The sequence below is a fragment of the Microcoleus sp. S36a_B3 genome (genome assembly GCF_036700745.1).
In the GTDB taxonomy this organism is placed as follows: domain Bacteria; phylum Cyanobacteriota; class Cyanobacteriia; order Cyanobacteriales; family Microcoleaceae; genus Microcoleus.
Genome location: NZ_JAUBPN010000027.1, coordinates 25504 through 43719, shown reverse-complemented (window position 1 = coordinate 43719; position 18216 = coordinate 25504). Strand labels below are relative to the sequence as shown.

Sequence of the window (18216 nt, the reverse complement as noted above, 5' to 3'; positions counted from 1 at the left end):
TTCACAATATTAATTTATGTAAATTAACGCATTTTTCTTAAAGAACCGTATAATTGAATACAGAAAGTAAAAACTTTTTACTACAAAAATCACACCAGACCTGACTGCTCTTTTTATCTGAATATAAGGATCGAAAAATATGCAACTCACTTATCGCGGCGCAAACTACGAATACGACATTCCCACAGTCGATATGATTGAAGGCCAAGCCGCAGGCAAATATAGGGGTCAAGACTGGAACTATCGGTATCCCAGACACATTCCCGTCCCCCAAAAATACGGGGGCGCAAACTCTAACACAAAGCAAGAGGTTCAAGCCCTGCGGGATGTCGCAGCAGCTAGCGCCATAGCGGCGGTTCAATCTTCCCCAACAGTTGCGGAAGTGGCGCAAGTCCAGCGGAGGCATATTTGCAGTATTCTCGATCGCAGACAGCAAGTGGCCAAAGCCAAAGGCGATGAAAGATTGATGCGCTTGCTAGAAATTGAGTGGAAGCAAATGGCTTGTTAGCAAATAGCCTCACAAAACAAAGCATTTGTCAACAGGAGGAAATCGAAAGCGATTTGATTTCCCCCATCTTCCCATACAGAACTTTTCACCTAAGTCAAGTACAAATAATATCGTTTCCGGTTGCATCGGAATAATACAATCGAGTCAACAGTCAACAGTCAGTAGGGGCGGTGGATGGTGCGTGCGGGCCCTCTTAACAGTCAACAGTTATAGCCTTTCAAGCGAAAGATGAGATACTATCCGGGATAGGGCATAGGGCATAGGGCATAGGGCATAGGGCATACCTCACTTTTGTGAGAACCGCTATAACAGTCAACAGTTAACAGTCAACACTCAACAATCACCTGACGGCACAACCGGAATTGATATAAACCAATTTCTGTCAGCCCTTAACGCAAACCACTTGCTTGAGAGTTGCCACAACCTCCACCAAATCCGACTGCTGACTCATCACTTCCTCAATGGACTTATAAGCCCCCGGAATTTCATCTAAAAATTGCTCATCTTTGCGACACTCAACCCCATCAGTCTGCCGCACAAAATCATCAAGAGTAAATACATTTTTCGCCTTAGTGCGAGACATCAACCGCCCAGCGCCATGACTGCAACTGCAGTAACTTTCAACATTTCCCTTCCCTTTAACAATAAAAGACTTCGCCCCCATCGAACCCGGAATAATCCCGTAATCCTCAACATCCGCCCGCACAGCACCCTTGCGAGTAACATACACATCTTCGCCAAAATGCACCTCTTTTTCCGCATAATTGTGGTGGCAATTCACCTCTAATAACGGCTTAACAGATTTGCCGCCCGCCGCGTACTTTTCCACAATTCGCTTAAACCGATTCATCATCACATCGCGATTAAAACGAGCATAATCTTGCGCCCACTGCAAATCGTGCCAGTAAGCGGCAAACTCCGGCGTACCTGTTACAAAATAAGCCAAATCTTTGTCAGCCAGATTAATTTCTGCCAGTTTAGCTAAATCTTTCGCCGTCTCGATATGCTGCTGTGCGAGCAAATTCCCAATGCCGCGAGAACCAGAGTGCAGCATCAGCCAAACAAAGTTTTCCGTATCAACGCAAACCTCAATAAAATGATTGCCGCCGCCCAGGGAACCCAATTGTTTTAAGGCTTTATTATCTTGGTGCTGCACGCCTTGATGAAGTTCCTTGAAATCGCTCCATTTTTGCCAGTTGGTGACAGATTTTTCGACTTCTTTGTTTTCAGCAAATCCGACGGGAATTGCTGCTTCGATATCGAGGCGAATTTGTTTGAGTTTGCCTTCTAATTTGTTGGCGGTGAAAGGCATTTTTACGGCAATTATCCCGCAGCCAATATCAACGCCCACAGCCGCCGGAATAATCGCTTCTTTTGTGGCAATTACGGAACCGACTAAAGCACCTTTTCCTAAATGTACGTCGGGCATCAGTGCGACGTGTTTGAATACAAAGGGCAAAGATGCGACATTGGCGGCCATCTTGGTTTCTTTTTCGCCCAAGGCGTGATTTGCCCAAGATAATACTGGTTTTGGGGTTGATATTTCTAATTTTTCGTAGGGCATTTTGGTTGAGGTTTCTTTTGCCAGTTATTGCATACTACGTATGGTACTACAAAAGATCTATGATGTCAAACGTACTAATTCTCGTAGGGTGTGTCAGTCGGGATTTTTTGGGGGAGTCAAAGAATATTGACCGATACTAAATCCGGGTTTGAGACTCCCTTTATTTTTTAGTCGGCGCAGGCCGACATCGTTTGACAAGACGCGGTTTCAACCGCCGGATCATCTTTTACAAATTCGCATTCTTTCTTGCCGCCTTCTGCACAGGAATAGCAACCGCCTGCGGTTTCTTCTTCCCTGCAAACATCCCGAAGAAATCGTGCAGCAAAATGTAAAAACACGGAATAATAAACAGCGTCAGCAGCGTTGCTAGCGACAAACCGGAAAACACCACAACCCCCAAAGGTTGCAAAAACTCCGAACCTTCTCCAATTCCCAAAGCTAGGGGAAACAAACCCAAAACTGTGGTGATAGTTGTCATCAAAATCGGACGCAAACGTTGAGGTGCTGCCCTGAGAATTGCCGTGGCGCGATCGACCTTTTCGTCTTCGAGAATTTGGTTCGCCAATTCCACCATAATAATCGCATTATTTACCACAATTCCCACCAGCAAAATCGCCCCCAAAATCACCGTCGCGCCGATCGCAGTTTTAGTCACATACAGCCCCAAAATCCCCCCAGCCAAAGCCAGCGGCACCGTCAACATAATCACCAGCGGATCGACAAGCGAATTGTACTGCACTGCCATCACCACAAATACCAAAAACGCCGCCAACCCACCCAAAATCTTCAGCGAAGTTTGCAATTCCCGGTTAGTTTCCGCCGCCGAACTCGGAATCACCCGCACTCCCGGTGGCAATTTGATGTCCGCCACAACAGCATTGACTTGTTTTAAAGCATCCCCCAAACTTGCGCCCTTGTTAAGATTCCCCGCAATCAAGAAAACTTGGCGCTGGTTGAGTCTTTGAATTTCTCCCGGTGCTTTTCCCACCTCAATACTCGCCACGTCGCCCAAGCGAATGCGAGCGTTATTCCTCGCAGTTAAAGGGATAAACTTGAGTTCAGAAATTGACTGGATAGAATTGCGATCGAACTGTACCCGCACATCAACCAAACGGTTTCCCCGCTGCAACTGCGTGGGAATAGCACCTTGAATTGCTGTCTGAATAGTTTCTCCAATTTGCCTCGCATTCAACCCGTAGATTTCCGCTTGTTCCCAATTGGGGCGAATCTGCACTTCCGGTTGCGGCGGATCGGTATCAGGGCGAAAGCTAGCTAACTTTACCTTCTCTTCCAAAGTTTCCAAAATGTCGCGGCCAGCTTCCAGCAATACCTGCTCATTTTCGCCCTGAAGCAGAACATCAACCTCCGCACCCCGCACGGGAGAATTAGTCAAAACCAAGCCCCGCACATTTTCAGGAATCAATCGCAACCGAGTTTTTTTAGGAACCTTAACTTTCTTCAATTCTTGATTAACTCTTTCCACAAAAGCTAAGGTATTGCTGCCCGATTTTAGTGTAATATTGCTGCCACCGCGCAGCAAATTCTCGCTCGTATTAGTGCCGAACAACAGCCCGCCCACCGTAGTCAAAGTGTATTCAGTTTCCGGCTGACTGAGCATAATTTTATCAACTTCCGCCATCACTCTTTGATTAGTTTCCAAATTAGTACCTGCGGGAAACAAAGCAAATAACCTCGCTTGACCGGTACTAATTTGAGGTAAGATTTCCTGGGGAATTTGACCGGCCATCTGCCAACTACCGCCGCCTAATATAAAGATCGCCAGTACAACGACAATTAACCGCCACCGCACTATTCCCGATAAAAATTTCCCGTAACCGGCGGTAGCATTGGTAAAAGATCGGTTGAACGCTTGCAGCAGCCAAAAGTTGCTCAAACCGCTGGATACCGGCAAGGCTAGCAGTCGAGAAGCCATCATCGGTACAACAGTCAATCCGACAATCAAAGACGCGGCGACGGAAAAAGTGATAGTGAGAATTAGCTCGTTAAACAGCAGGGAAACTAACCCACCGATTAACAAAAATGGTAGTACCGCAACTAAGTTAGTAATAGTGGAGGCAAATAAAGCTGATTCTAATTCTTGGCTGCTATTTTCTGCTTGCTGGATCAACTGTTTTTTAGTCGATCGCTGGTTTTTATGATTGCTGGTTCCTTCGACAATATTTTCCAACATCACGATCGAGTTATCGACCACAATTCCCACACCGAGCGCCAAACCTCCTAAACTAAAGATATTCAGAGACAGGTGAAAAAGCCCCATCAGGATAATCGCCATTAAAGTTGCGAGGGGAATTGCCAAGACAATAATAAAAGTCTGGCGCAGGGAAGCGAGGAACAACAAAACTGATGCGCCAGCTAAAGCAGCCCCAGTCAAACCTGAAAATATGACGTTGCTGATAGAATCTCGGATGAATTTAGACTCATCTGAAGTAGTGATGATTGTCGTACTTTCGGTGATTAATCCTGATTCTTTTAATTCTGCGAGTTTCTTTTTGACACCATCTACAACTGTAATCGTGTTTGCGTCCGGCTGTTTTTGAATGCTGATTTTGACGGCGGATTTTTGATTGAGAAATACTTTAACTCGTTCTTCTTCTGTCCCGTCAATTACTTTGGCAAAATCTCGCAAAAAGACTCGTTTGGGCGGAGTGGAACCAGATATTTGAAAGGAAATTTCTTGGATTTCTTTTGCACTCCGAAATCGTCCGACAGTACGGGTTAAAGGTTCCGCCGATTCTTGTCGCAGCCGCCCGCCGGAAGTATCGAGATTGCGGGCTTCGAGGGCGTTTAAAACATCGGAAATACTAACGCCTAAAGATTGCAAGCGATTTAAATCAATATTTACTTGAATTTCTTCTTGTACGCCGCCGGCAACGTCAACTGATGCTACTCCGGGAATTACGTTTAATTCTCGGGATAATTCTTCGTCGGCAAATACGCGCAAATCAACTCCTTGCAGGGAGTTGGAAGTGAGGGCAAATTCGTAAACAGGCTGCTGGGAAGGGTCAGCTTTGAACAGCCGGGGGGCTTCCACATTGTCGGGAAGTTGGTTGCGGATGCGGTTGACGGCGGCGGTGGCATCGTTGAGGGCTTGGTCAATGTTGCCCCCAGGCTTGAAGAATAAATCGACGCTGACTTGTCCTTCGCGGGTGCGAGAAAATATTTGGATGACTCCTTCGGTGGCGGAAAGTCCTTGTTCGAGGGGGCGGGTAACTTCGTCAACTGCGACTTCTGGGGAGATTCCGGGGGCGTCTAGGCGCACGCCGATGCGGGGATAGGTGATGGAGGGTAGCAAGTCAACTGGCAGTTGGGTGATGTAGAAAATACCTACGATTATAATTGCCAGCGTCAGCATGAGGGTGCCGATGTGGCGGCGGATTGAGAGGCTGCTGATGCTGAATCCGGGTTTATCGGCGCTCATTTGATTTTAGGTTTTAGATTTGAATTTACTGCGTCATATCAATTCCGGTTGCACCGTCAGGTGACGGTTGACGGTTGACTGTTGACGGTTGACTGTTGATGGTTGACTGTTGACTCGATTTTATTATTATTCCGATGCAACCGGAAACGATATCAGTCAGTCTGCGAAGGAATGAGTCGGGGGGATTGCAATCAAATTATTTGTATCAAGCTTTATTTTTGATCGGGAACTATCGAGTATTTAGACTTGGCATTTTGCCATTATAATAAATCTTAATAAATTTTCAATAAAAATTTTTAAATATTTCTTGAGAGGTAGTCGATCGCCCGCAATCAAGATTTGCTAAAGTTGCGATCGACTGACAACTGACAACTGATATCATGTCCTGTCAATTGACCGTTATACCTCGGTAGGGGCGGGTTTTTGAGATTGTCAGTTTTTGGCAAATATTGTTGGTGAACCCGCCCCTACCAGATTAGGGGTAATCGACCGTACAGCATATGACAACTGTCAACTGTCAACTGACTACTGACTACTGCACTTGACTGCCATGAACGCGGGGGTCTGAGCTACTTGTTTTCACAGGCCCTGTGGGGGGAGTAAAATCAGAAACTTGACCTGATGCTTGAGCGTGAGGCAGGGGTTTTCCGGCAATCAAAGCTTCTAAATTAGCTTCCATAATACTGCGCGGCATTTCGCCGATCGTTTCAGCAACTCTGCTGCCTTTATCGTTCAAATAGACAAAGTGCGGTATGCCGTCTACTCGATATTTGGTGATTTCTGGTAGCCATTTAGTGTTGTCTACATTCAGCATGACAAAATTCATCGGTTCGGCATATTTGTCTTTGATTGTGCTCAAATCGCTTGCCATTGCCTGACAGCTACCGCACCAATCAGCATAAAATTCCATGAATGTTGGCTTGCCGTTTGTTAAGGCTGTTTCCAGCGGTACGGATGTTTTTGCCATTTCGGTGAGACTACTTGATGGCGCTTGAGTTCGCAATCCCAACAATACAGATACTGACAGGGCGATCGCTGCTAACACTATCAATAAGTTTCTGACGCGCGCGGCGGTGGTCATGTCAGAATTTTTTGGTTCGTTGGCAGCAGTTGAGTTTGGAGAATTGAGATTCATAAAATAAAGGGCGATGTTATTTTTATGTTTTTTTAATAACCGCTTCAGATTTTACCACATTTTGAGATTCTCTGCTAAAATTGAGATAAAATTTGCCTGATACCAATAATTAAATTACGTGCGATCAAACATAATATAAGAAAGATTGTGTTTGTAGATTACCGAGGTAAAAGTGAAAAAACGGGTAACGCTGACGTTTCCCCAACGATCGATCCAAATGCCTGTCACCTACCGACTGGCAAAGGATTTTAATGTTGCAGCCAACATTATCCGCGCTCAGGTGGCTCCGAATCAAGTGGGCAAACTGGTGCTAGAGTTATCAGGGGACATCGACCAACTAGAAGCGGCGATCGACTGGATGCGATCGCAAAATATCGGAGTTTCCCTCGCCAGCAGGGAAATCCTTATAGATGAAGATATCTGCGTTCACTGTGGCCTGTGCACCGGGGTATGCCCCACGCAAGCCTTGACCCTAGACCCAGAAAGCTTTAAACTAACCTTTGCTCGATCGCGCTGTATTGTTTGCGAGCAGTGCATCCCTACTTGTCCGGTGCAAGCTATTTCTACTAACCTCTAGGCCGACGGCGAACTTCTCGGTGCAAGTCGATGGCAGAATTGAAGAATAAGAGATTTTCTTGCAGCTTGCGATATGGAAACTGGAACTTTAGTCTAAAATTTGGGAATCGACCGTTAGTCCTGTCGGGGAGTTCCGTTTTTGGGCGGGGTCATCTTTTTTGCATGGTTTCCCTAATCTTTTCATCAACATGAAAAAAAACTATTCGCTTTCCCTAACCTTACTTTTTGTTACCTATTTCATTTTTGGCTGGAAATTATCTGAGTTTGATGTTCCCCCGCACCTAACTTGGTTTTTCGCCGTAGCCGCTGTTTTAGTGTTAGCTATAGCTTTGTCGTTCCCGCTCAAGAGAATAAAAAAAAATATTATGCGGTGGATTTCGAGTGATGCCGGAGCTTTTATTTCGATTATTGTAGGAGCTCTTTTGGCAGTTATAGTTTTTACTTGGATGCACCTTTTTGTAACTGGTTTAGTCTTAACTTCAGCCGGAGCTTTGGCAAGATTAGATATTCAATTATTTGGCCACCACAGATGGCGGACTTTTGTGATATTAACTGCTGTTTCTATGAGTGGTTTGGGGTTGGGCGGGGGAATAGAATTTTTGGCAAAAACAGGCCAGCTCGTATTACCTTAATGGGGAAGGGAAAATTCACCCAACCAAATTCTACAATTGGCAGCGGATATTTAGTCGAAAAATATGCGATCGCCCTGGAAGAAATATAGCTCTGGTTTTTTCAAAACCTTACCTCTGACCGATCGCCCCATCGGCGCAATTATAGCAGTTTTCCATCTTCGCGATGTTGTGTCCGGTCGCTTCGTAGTGCCGCGGAATGCGAGTCCGCACGCGCGATCCGTTTTTGTTACGATCGTAGCTCGCCCTAGGATATCACCTACAGATTCTCTATGACCGATTTTTGCTCAATAAAAAAGCAGCTTTCGGGAGCTGCTCGTCAGAATGCATGAGGTATTATTTTTAGAATAGGACAAGTTGAAGTCGATCGATATCGGGTTACATTTTTTGATACGGGAGAATTGTTGAGTGAATGGACGATCGTGAAATCGTCACATAGGAGGATAGCATTGATGCTAAATTTTCCGATAATCAGGTTAGCGTTTAACTGTCCTTGCGCCCTACAGCCCTTCAGCGGTGGGGCCATTTTATTTTTTGGCACAACTCACACCATTTTCGCATTCAAGATTGATAATGTGTGATGATAATATAAAACTTAAGCCCCACATCCGCTCAAATCCGCTTCATATCAATTCCGGTTGCACTCATACATGATGTTAACTGTTAACTGTTAACTGTTAACTGTCAACAGTCAACAGTGAATTTACTATTCCGATGAAGAGAGGATTTGATATCATTCCCAAACATTCTGCGGTTAAACGGACACAATCAGACAAAACTCAGTATTTTTACGGTATTCAAAAGTCCTCAGAAACCTGATTGTTTTCCCATAAACCAGGTTTCTGAATGTATCAATTGATATCGGGTTTCGTTTCGGGTTTGATAATTTTTTTGATTTCCTCGATCGCGCGACGGGCCACTTCTTCAGGCTTTTCGCCTCCACTGGTGGAAACTCGGACATCTGCTCCAGCGTAGAAACGCTCTCGTTCGTTTAAAATGTTTTGCAGCTTAGATTTGAGATCGCCCTCCCGCAGTAGGGGGCGAGTGATGTCCGATCGCAGTCGATCGCACAATCTATCTACAGGTATATCCAGCCACACCACTATACCGTAGTGCAAATGACCCCAATTTGTCGGTCGCGTCACAATGCCGCCGCCCGTAGCCACGATAGAATTTTTATAAGCAGACAATTCGGCGAGCACCTTAGCTTCTAATTCCCGAAAAGCCTCTTCCCCTTCGCGATCGAAAATCTCAGCAATTGACTGATTCGCAACTCGAACAATGAGATCATCAGTATCAAAAAAACGGTATTTTAATTCCCTTGCTAAAATCCGCCCCACCGTCGTTTTTCCCGAACCCATCATCCCGACGAGATAGACATTAACTCCCCTCAACAAATCCACCGCCAAATCCTCCCTATTTTTATTTGACTATTTTTTCAAATTAATCGGCCCGCCGCTGGGTGGCGAGTCCTCATCAAATACATCATCCTCATCCAATCCCCAATCCTCCTCTGATTCTGCACTAGGATTTTGAGGTAATTTCGCGTCACCCGATTGAAGTATGGTGTCTTGCGGTGGAACCACCACCCGATACTCCGCATCGTAGATAGACTCAGTTTTCCCCACCCCAGATTGATTCGGATCTCGATAGCCGTAAGAGTATACCGACCCAGCCCAAGACTTGCTTTTCGGTTCCTGTTTCGTTTCGTAATCCCTCGGATTTGCCCCTGCAACGTCATTTACCTGCGGTCGATCGGCAAAATCGCGATCGTCCCCCCAATCATCATCGCTGCCGTCAGAGGCGGATTTTGAGCCATCAGAAGCCCAATCATCCTCATCGTCTGCGGCTCGATCGATTCCGAGTCGATCGTCATCCTTCCCAGGCGGAGGGTTGGGAATTTCTTGCTGAAAAGTCCGGGCGCTGTAACCCGCCGGTGTCCCGTACTGAGTTTGATAGGAAGTTTGGCTATTTTCCGTATCAAAATCCGGGTCAATCTCCTGTTTTCTGGGAGGGGGAGGCGCAGCGTAAGCTGTTCTCCTGTCTGCTGAGACAGCATCACGGCTGGGAATGTCGCGGCCGGTGCGGTTTTCCCTTTGAGATAGGTAATTGGAAAAAGCCAGCATACCAGAAACAAATAAAGACGTGACAGCACCCGCCGCCATGCCGAGCAAAATCCAGATAGATAAGGGCAATGCGGGCGATCGAATTCCCAGAAATACCAGCGATAAAACTGGCTCCACATTTTGCAAGGCAAAAATAGTTAGCCCTACGACAATTACTAGCAATAATATAGGACGCATATCAATAATATGGGAATGGGGAATGGGGAATTGGGGAATTGGGAATTGGGAATTGGGAATTGGGGAATTGGGAATTGGGAATTGGGAATTGGGAATTGGGAATTGAGAATTGGCAAAAATAACTAACAACTTTTGACTGTTGGATGTTGACTAACGACTAACAATTAACAACTAACTGTTGACTGTTGGCTAACAACTAACAACTCACAACTAACAACTGCCAACTAACAACTGACTACTGACTACTGACTACTGACTACTGACTCCCTTCTTCTTCCTTCCAGCGTTTGAGAGGAACGCAATCAATTCCTAACTGGTCTAAAGCGCGAGCCACTACAAAGTCTACCAAATCTTCAATAGTTTGAGGATTGTGATACCAAGCGGGAATCGCTGGCACAATTCTAGCCCCTGCTTCGGCTAAGGTAGTCAAATTTCGCAGGTGAATCAAGCTAAAAGGAGTTTCTCTAGGTACAAGTACCAATTTTCTCCCTTCCTTAAGCTGAACGTCGGCCGCTCTTTCGAGTAAATCCGAGCTCAATCCGGCCGCTAACTTGCCTAGTGTACTCATGCTACAGGGAATAATCATCATTCCTTGGGTGCGAAAGGAGCCGCTAGCAATATTAGCACCAACATCTTGCCACGGATGGCAGCGAAGTTTGCCAGAATTGGGGACTCCTGCTTTTTCCCGCCAGAATTCTTCTTGAAGTGTCGGTTCTGCGGGCATTCGGATGTTCTGTTCGCTTTGCCAAACCATGTAGGTAGATTTTGATGCTACCAGTTCCACGGCGCGATCGGCTTCCAAGAGATATTTTAATGTTCGCACCGCGTAAATTAGTCCCGATGCTCCGGTAACTCCTACAATTAGCGGGTAGTTATTTGTCATTATTTTTAAGGCATAAGTTTGAGGGCAGAAGCAAGCAGGAATAGAGAAGAAGTTTGTAGGGACACGGCAATGCCGTGTCCTGATTCGTAGTGAATTGACCGGACTTTAGAGACTTGGGGAAAAAAGAATAAGAAAGTCAGAAGTAATTGGCAAAAAAGAAATTAGAAAATCATCAGTAATTACTTTTTTATTATGACTAGCAAAAAAGTAATTTTCTTACCTTCTTCCTTCTTCCTTCTTCCTTCTTCCTTCTTCCTTCTTCCTTCTTCTTCTATTCCTCATCATCAAAAGCTTGACTACCGCCGCCAACAGCAACTAAATCAATTTGCTGGCGGTAGTAGTCAACGCTTTTGACTTGAACTTCTACCCGATCGCCCAAACGGTATTGATTGCGGTTTTTGCGACCAACTAGAGTTTGCTGGCGCGATCGATATTCATACCAATCATCCTTCAGCGAAGAAACGTGCACCAATCCTTCCACTCGCAACAGTTCGCTCTCCGGCGGCCGCACCTCAATTTCCACAAAGAAACCGTAAGACTGCACCCCTGTAATCAAACCCTGGAAAGTTTGACCGGTGCGCTCTTTCATCAATCCGGTTTTCTTCAACCCCTGCAAATCGCTTTCGGCATCTTCGGCAACCCTTTCGCGTTCCGTCAGATGTACCACCGCCGCTGCAAACTCTGTCTCAAATTCGTGGTGCAAATCTGGGGGGAGAACGTTCCAAGTAATTTGACCGTGACAGGAGGAATGGTGCAGGTTGACTTTTTCCTTAGCGCGAGTTGTGCGGCTGCTGCGGCCTTGCTCGAACACCGCTTGCAACACCCGCAGCACCAGCAAATCGGCGTAGCGGGAAAGCGGGGAAGTACAGCGCGTGTAACCGTCTTGCAGCGCTAAACCGAAGTGCGGCTTGGGAGTTGTGCTGTAAACAGCCGGCTTCATGGTGTCTTCCAGCAGGTAGGTAAGAACTCTTTCGGACTTGAGGTCGGCAAATTGCTGGGTAAATCGCTGGAAGTCCAAGGGCAGAACTTCTTCTTCGTTTTCGAGATACAGTTCGCCTCCGAGGTTGTTGGAGAGTTTGATGAACTCTTGAATGTCCGCAGGGTCTGGCATCGGCTGGACGCGATAGATTGCTGGGACTCCCAAGGCTTGCAGGTGGGTGGCGACAGCTTGGTTGGCGAGTACGACCAATTCGGAGACTGCCGACTGGGCGGGGGTAGCCGTTGTAAAAGCTCCTAATTCGCCTTCGTCGTCGAAGTGAGAGTTAGCATCCGGCAAATTTAGTTCAAAAGCTCCCCGCTGGAGTCTCGTCTGTCTGACAGCCTGTGAAGCAGCCCTGATTTGATCTAGGAAAGGACGGAGGGCGGAGGATAAAGGGTTATCTTCGGCATCGGAGTCTGGTTCGATAATTGCTTGAGCTTGTTCGTAGCTGAGCTGGTAGTCAATGTGAATGACGCTGGTTTGAATTTCGTATTCTGTCAGTTCTCCCGATTCGTCTAGGGTCAGCAGTATGCTGAAGGCCAGCCGTTCGGTGTCTGGTTGCAGCGAGCAGCGATCGTTGAGGATTTGTGGCTGTACGGGGATGATTTTTTCTCCGAGATGGGCGCTGGTGCCTCGTTTGCGGGCTTCGCGGTCTAGGGGGGTTTCTGGCTGCACGTACTCGGCTGCGTCGGCGATGTGGATTGCTACTTGCCAGCCGCCGGACTTGAGGGTTTCGATCGACAGTGCGCGTTCGATTGGCGGATCGCACAAAAATGAGGTCGGGTCGAATTCGTTTTCGAGCTCGTTTTCGGCTGTTCCCTCGGAGAAATTTTCCTGTGGAACTTGAGGGGCTTCGTTTTGGGTGCTGGTTTCTCCTTCTTCGTTTTTGCTAAAGGTGACTGTCAGGCTGTTCCGCAAATCTAACCGTTTTTTGATGTCGGTTTTTTTGAGTTTGCTGGGCAAGTTTTCGGCTGCTTTGATGACGGCGGCGGGGAAGGAGCGCGGCAAGTCGTGTTTGCAGCATACGATGTCGAGGTCGTCTGCGGCTTCGGCATCGGAACCGAGTACCTGTACTACTTTGCCGACTGGCCGATGGGTGCCGAGGGGGTAGCGTTTGACTTCGACGTGTACTAAATGGTCGATCGCTTCTTGGAGGTTTGTGCCGTTGGCGAGCAAGTCTAGTTCAAACAACAGGCGATCGTCCAGGGGAATTGCTCTGTAGCTGACGCGGCCGGTGGGGGTGGCGGTTTGCTTGACTCGCGCCAGTACCGAGGGGTTGGCGCGTTCGAGGATCAGCATGACTTCGCCTTCGGGCGATCGGCGGCGGCTGCCTTCTTTGATGATTTTGACTAATACTCGATCGCCATTCCAAGCTGTCGAGAGGTGACTTTCTCGCACGTAAACGTCTTCTGAGCCTTCGGCATCTTGAATTGCAAAACAAAATCCTTTGCTCGAACAGCGGAGTTTTGCTTCTACTACGTCGTCTTCAGCTACTCGGCGGTAGCGGCCTTTGTCTTTGACTAATATGCCAATTTTCTCTAGAGCTTCTAATGCGATTTGAAGTTTGAGTTGACTGGTGGCGTCGTTGCAATCGAGTTTTTTCTCTAATGCTTTGGGAGCCACTAATTTGTCTTCTGTAAAATTTGCCAGCAGTGCAGCGATAGAAAATTCCATGTAGCGATCGATCCTCTTGTTTCCAGCAATTAGTCTAATTTTGGCGAAATCAGCCGCACCCTTTCTTACCCTCGCTGTGCCTGCTTCCCAACAAATGCGCGGGTTAGTAGGTGGAGATGCCAGCACAGTCGGTGCTACCTGCAGCCAGGGATTTTTTCAGATTTTTTCCCGACACCGGCAGTCGCTAATTGTCTGCTGTTTGTCTGCAACTGACCGATGGCGGTGCAGACAAAGGCCCCGCACCCTATTCCCCAATACAAGTTTTTAGCGTTGGTTCCTTGGCTTTTGGCTGGCAGCGCCGAGTTCTTCGCTAATAAGTAGAAAGCCCCTGTCGGTTCTTAAAAGATGACTCGATGCTGAAAGCGACGGGTTGAGTCGGGGATGGGGAGATGGATTTGGAGAGGAGAAAATTTGCATTTGGGCCTCCTGCATTTTTCCGTCTGCCTTGTTCCTGCTTTCTGCTTGCTTTTGAAGTGCCTTTTGCCTTTTGCTAAAGCCAAAGATTTTACTGGCGATCGGGCAAAATTGCTAGTTGCTTACCGCAAGAAATGCCCTGTTTTTTGCAAGCGCTCTGTCCTTGCGGACAGATGTCCAACCAGCGGGTCTGGAGCAATCTGTGCTGTAGAAAGTGCAAGGTACACAAAACCGGAGACTTTACTACTTTTGCTTAGTTGCTGTTTCATACCCGCTGCTTGCTAGCTTAAACGGCAGGATGTGGGATAGGGTTTAGTCGGGTGAAAGGTTGCGCTGATGATTCACCTTTTATTTATTGTATGTTGAATAGGTGCTTTCAGAAAATTGTTTTCTGTGGGTTGTACTAAACTGAAGTCATCAGCCCCCTTCTGGTTTCGGGGTCAAAAAATTATGTTTGCTCAATTTCGCGCCCTTTATCCCACTGGACAGTTAATCTGTGAGTTGCTGACTATTCATCACGGTAAGTTTGTGGTTCGCTGTCTGGTTCAGGTTGACGGTAAAACTCTCGCTACGGGTATGTCGGCTGCTGAGTCTGTTGAGGGTGCTGAAGACCGCGCCCGATCGCGGGCGATCGCCGTCCTCGGATTTTCCGAACCCGCTGCTGCTGTTGTTGCCGTTTCGCCTGCGCCCGTGCCACCTCCGCCGACTGTTGCTGCGGAGGCTGCGCTGCCAGTGCCACCTCCGCCGACTGTTGCTGCTGCGCCTGGGCCGGCCCTTGCTCCTCTTCCTGTTTTAGAAATGCCTGTTGCCGAAAAAGTTGATGCACCACATCAAAGCAATTTTGTCAATACTGAATCTAAATTAAATGAAGAGCCGATCGCACCTGTAGCAGAACCGGAACCGCCTGCGGTCGATCGAGTTCCGGCTGGATTTGTACCGAAGCAAATAGACTCGGATGCTTGGCTTTCTTCCAGCTACGGGGAACCAATGGAGGAACTGTCGGTAGCCCCCGCCCAAATCAGCGAACTGTCGCAGGGTGCTGCTGAAATTAGGGAATTGCAACCGATCGCAGTGGGAACTCCCAGTGATGCGATCGAGGACGATTCTGATACGATCGCCAACATAGACGGCATCCTCAAACGCCAGGGATGGAATAAAAAAACGGAAATGGACTGTCTCCAACAACTTTATGACAAGTCGTCGCAGAGAGAGCTTTCTAGCGAACAGTTGGCAGATTTCCTAGAATATCTGGAAATTTACAGCAGAACCACTGAGGAAATCAAGCGGTTAAGCTGGACTGCCAGCCAAGGAAAAGATTATCTCAAACAAGCTTATGACAAAGCAGCGCGGCATTTATTAAACCCAGAACAACTGCTCGATTTCTTGCAATATCTCGAATCTTTACCGCTTATAAAAACCTAGGTAAACCTGGGTAAGCTCTGCGGTATAAGCTTTAAACGTTCTTTCTTAGCGCTTACGCTTCCTCTCTGGTCGAGGTTGACCAAGAAACTCCAGTTAGAAACGCTATAATAATCACAGCGACGTGATATTGTAGCGGAACGTTTGATCTTTTTATTTAGTTGGTTACACTCGCGACCTACGTGCTTTTCCGAGTTCACCTCAGAATAGGCGGTTAAGGAGCGAGGTATTTTTTCACCTAATTTCATAGCCCTACGAGCAATTACCAGTGCGGCCGATTCGTCACTGGCTAAGCCATACATTCTTAAATATTTTACCAATCCCATAATACTTGAATAAGCCGGGTTAACTGTAATCAACTCAATTCCACGATTCGACAAAATCGAACTGAGTTGCTTGTAGAACTCACTATATGCCCAGCCCGATAACATCCGCGTATACTTTCTACCTTTTTCCCCTAGAGATTGCTTTTTTGTTGAGAAATCAAGTTCTTCGCAAACTACGGGACATTCAAATTCCGTGGCTCTTACTGCTAGTTGCAGGCAAGCATAAACAATCTGAGCTTGTTGCTTGCCGTTAGGTAAGCCCATCTGCAATGGAATCTGCCCTTTGGCTTTGAGATTTCCTTCAGTATCGACATACACCCACCCAATAGAACCAGGATTCATATCGATACCGATGTAACCGGACATCCTCTCTCTAGAAACTTGATTCACGGGATTTGGGGTAAACTGCACGGCAATAACCCACTTTCCGCTCTTGCGGTAGAAATGCCAGGTATACGCCCCGCATTCTGGTAGCCTATTTATGTTGCGCTCGAAATCACCAACCTCAGAAGACACAGTTTTTCCGAATCGTGATTCTAAGTATTTTGGGACTCTAAAAGTTATTTTTTTTCCATTCCACTGGGAGACTTGATTGCCGAAAGACTCGTCTTTAGAGCCGACCACAAAAATATCCCCGTTAGGGATGAAAACCTTGATTGGCTTGACTCTTAAGTGTTTAATTCTGTTAGTCAACAGAGTCATTTTGCGCTTTTTATTGTGTATTTGAAAGCGTAAGTTCTGCCAATTTGTAGACTTATACTGGAGCGAGCAGGCTAGGGGAAAATTGCAGCCTGCCTTTGAGTTTTGCCATTTATTCTTGGCATAAAATTTACGAGCTAATACCAGTTTTCGTTCGGCTTTTTTGAGCCACGCACTAATAGATTTAACCTTCCCCTCAAGAGTTTTTATATGTAGAATTCTGTGTTCTTTAGCGCCGTCTACACGACCTTTGGTGGAGCTAATCACGCCATTTGCGTGGCGCTTATTGATACCGTAAGTTTGTTGTAAGTGTGTGTTCCAGTCGGACTTCTTGAATCCTGATATTTAAAAGTAAGTGGTTGACTGTTTCAATACTTGCAGCCCTAAAAATTGGGGCGTAAGCTTCTAAGAACATCTCGAAATCTGTAAATCCTAGTTCGTTGAGTTCATCTGCTGGTGTGGGCAAGCCTTTGCAATAAGTTAGGGTAGCCATTGATTCGACCTCTCAATGCGGTTGTATCTTTGTATATTAATCGCTTCGCGCAGAATTCGCAAGATTTTGAATGAGTTATTTATTTCCGAAACGTTGCTGGCGAGGTCTTCTTCAAAGGTTGCGTCTTTTTTCCCTCAAAATCACCAACGCTAATTAGTCTGTGGATTAATTTACCGAGAATTTAGTAATTAAATTCTAGGTAAATCTAGATAAACTGTCAACTGCCGTTAACCCTAGGAATTCGGAAACTAAACAAGGCGCTGGAGGCTATTAGATTAAAGAAACCGGGTTTTTTACAGATATTAAGGTTGAGAACCAAATATTTGGGTAAAAAACCCGGTTTCGACGCACCCGTTTATCCATTAAAGAGGTACTTTTGAACGTTAAAAATTAAAAATCAAAAATGCAGAATATTTCCCATTTTTAATTTTTAATTTTTAATTTACGCCACAGCGGCGATCGGGCGACTGGCCGAAGGACGGCGATCGATCACTTGATCCACCAAACCGTAGTCCTTAGCTTCATCGGCGGACATGAAGAAATCCCGTTCGGTATCTTCTTCAATGCGCGAAAGCGGCTGACCGGTATGATCTGCCAAAAATTGATTCAGGCGCTGTTTGTGGTACAAAATCTCTTTTGCCTGAATTTCAATATCCGTTGCTTGTCCTTGAGCTCCACCGAGAGGTTGGTGGATCATGATCCGGGAGTGAGGCAAACTCATCCGCTTGCCTTTAGCGCCGGCACTCAACAGAAAAGCCCCCATGCTGGCTGCCAAACCGAGACAAATGGTGCAAATGTCGGGGCGGATGTGGTTCATTGTGTCAAAAATGCCCATACCTGCTGATACCGAACCCCCTGGGGAGTTGATATAGAGGTAAATGTCTTTCTCTGGATCTTCTGCGTCTAAAAATAGCAATTGGGCAACGATCAAGTTGGCTAAGTCGGAGTCAACCTGTTGGCCCAAGAAGATGATGCGATCGCGCAGGAGTCGCGAGTAAATGTCAAAGGCGCGTTCGCCGCGACCGGATTGTTCTATAACTGTTGGGATCATTGACGCCAGCCTGCCTATTACGTATCTTTTTTTTATTTTAGCGATTTGGGTTCATTTATAGCGAGCGGTTGAGAGGGGGGCGATCTAGAAATCGGCCAAATCCTTGAGCTGGGAGGGTTTGAGG

General features: G+C 46.6%; 15 protein-coding genes. 5 read left to right on the top strand and 10 right to left on the bottom strand.

Annotated elements, in window-relative coordinates; genetic code table 11:
- Window positions 1–139: 139 nt before the first annotated feature.
- Window positions 140–508 (top strand): DUF4278 domain-containing protein, encoded by a 369-nt coding sequence (locus tag QUA01_RS22530; RefSeq protein ID WP_194069590.1) that lies wholly within the window; start codon window positions 140–142, stop codon window positions 506–508.
- Between the two features lie 382 nt (window positions 509–890).
- Here QUA01_RS22530 and QUA01_RS22525 read toward each other — a convergent pair whose 3' ends face one another.
- The 3 genes from QUA01_RS22525 to QUA01_RS22515 form a co-directional block, all read right to left on the bottom strand.
- The gene (locus QUA01_RS22525) at window positions 891–2072 is read right to left on the bottom strand and encodes an RtcB family protein (RefSeq protein ID WP_333092730.1); all 1182 of its coding nucleotides are present in this window, start codon (window positions 2070–2072) and stop codon (window positions 891–893) included.
- A gap of 226 nt (window positions 2073–2298) precedes the next feature.
- Window positions 2299–5511, bottom strand: coding sequence for an efflux RND transporter permease subunit (locus QUA01_RS22520; RefSeq protein WP_333092731.1), 3213 nt, complete (start codon window positions 5509–5511; stop codon window positions 2299–2301).
- Between the two features lie 532 nt (window positions 5512–6043).
- Entirely contained in the window at window positions 6044–6646 is a 603-nt protein-coding gene (locus QUA01_RS22515) for a thioredoxin family protein (RefSeq protein WP_333092732.1), read from the bottom strand.
- Between the two features lie 172 nt (window positions 6647–6818).
- Here QUA01_RS22515 and QUA01_RS22510 point away from each other — a divergent pair, with 172 nt between their 5' ends.
- Together QUA01_RS22510 and QUA01_RS22505 are read left to right on the top strand one after the other, a co-directional pair.
- Entirely contained in the window at window positions 6819–7223 is a 405-nt protein-coding gene (locus tag QUA01_RS22510; RefSeq protein ID WP_193976335.1) for an NIL domain-containing protein, read from the top strand.
- A gap of 187 nt (window positions 7224–7410) precedes the next feature.
- Window positions 7411–7854 carry a hypothetical protein gene (locus tag QUA01_RS22505; RefSeq protein ID WP_194069602.1) on the top strand — a complete coding sequence of 148 codons (444 nt, stop codon included), beginning with the start codon at window positions 7411–7413 and terminating at the stop codon, window positions 7852–7854.
- A gap of 848 nt (window positions 7855–8702) precedes the next feature.
- Here the strand turns inward: QUA01_RS22505 and QUA01_RS22500 are convergent.
- The 4 genes from QUA01_RS22500 to QUA01_RS22485 form a co-directional block, all read right to left on the bottom strand.
- Window positions 8703–9254 (bottom strand): shikimate kinase, encoded by a 552-nt coding sequence (locus tag QUA01_RS22500; protein ID WP_333092733.1) that lies wholly within the window; start codon window positions 9252–9254, stop codon window positions 8703–8705.
- Window positions 9255–9281: 27 nt separating this feature from the next.
- The gene (locus QUA01_RS22495) at window positions 9282–10154 is read right to left on the bottom strand and encodes a LapA family protein (protein WP_333092734.1); all 873 of its coding nucleotides are present in this window, start codon (window positions 10152–10154) and stop codon (window positions 9282–9284) included.
- Window positions 10155–10410: 256 nt separating this feature from the next.
- Complete coding sequence (locus tag QUA01_RS22490) at window positions 10411–11037, bottom strand: flavin prenyltransferase UbiX (protein WP_194008362.1); 627 nt, start codon at window positions 11035–11037, stop codon at window positions 10411–10413.
- A 271-nt stretch (window positions 11038–11308) separates the two neighbouring features.
- Window positions 11309–13690 (bottom strand): ribonuclease R family protein, encoded by a 2382-nt coding sequence (locus QUA01_RS22485; RefSeq protein WP_333092749.1) that lies wholly within the window; start codon window positions 13688–13690, stop codon window positions 11309–11311.
- Window positions 13691–13878: 188 nt separating this feature from the next.
- On the opposite strand from QUA01_RS22485, the gene QUA01_RS22480 reads away from it, so the two are divergent.
- Complete coding sequence (locus QUA01_RS22480; protein ID WP_255515911.1) at window positions 13879–14004, top strand: hypothetical protein; 126 nt, start codon at window positions 13879–13881, stop codon at window positions 14002–14004.
- 550 nt (window positions 14005–14554) lie between these two features.
- Window positions 14555–15526 carry a hypothetical protein gene (locus QUA01_RS22475; RefSeq protein ID WP_333092735.1) on the top strand — a complete coding sequence of 324 codons (972 nt, stop codon included), beginning with the start codon at window positions 14555–14557 and terminating at the stop codon, window positions 15524–15526.
- On the opposite strand, the gene QUA01_RS22470 is transcribed toward QUA01_RS22475, so the two are convergent.
- From QUA01_RS22470 to clpP, 3 genes are all read right to left on the bottom strand, one after another.
- Entirely contained in the window at window positions 15523–16815 is a 1293-nt protein-coding gene (locus QUA01_RS22470; protein ID WP_333092736.1) for a hypothetical protein, read from the bottom strand. The two genes, QUA01_RS22475 and QUA01_RS22470, sit on opposite strands and share 4 nt — an antisense overlap.
- Window positions 16816–16831: 16 nt before the next feature.
- Window positions 16832–17041, bottom strand: a complete 210-nt coding sequence (locus QUA01_RS22465) for a hypothetical protein (protein ID WP_333092737.1) — start codon at window positions 17039–17041, stop codon at window positions 16832–16834.
- Between the two features lie 442 nt (window positions 17042–17483).
- A complete protein-coding gene (gene clpP, locus QUA01_RS22460) occupies window positions 17484–18092 on the bottom strand; it encodes an ATP-dependent Clp endopeptidase proteolytic subunit ClpP (RefSeq protein ID WP_193976162.1) in 609 nt (202 codons plus the stop codon).
- Window positions 18093–18216 lie beyond the last annotated feature (124 nt).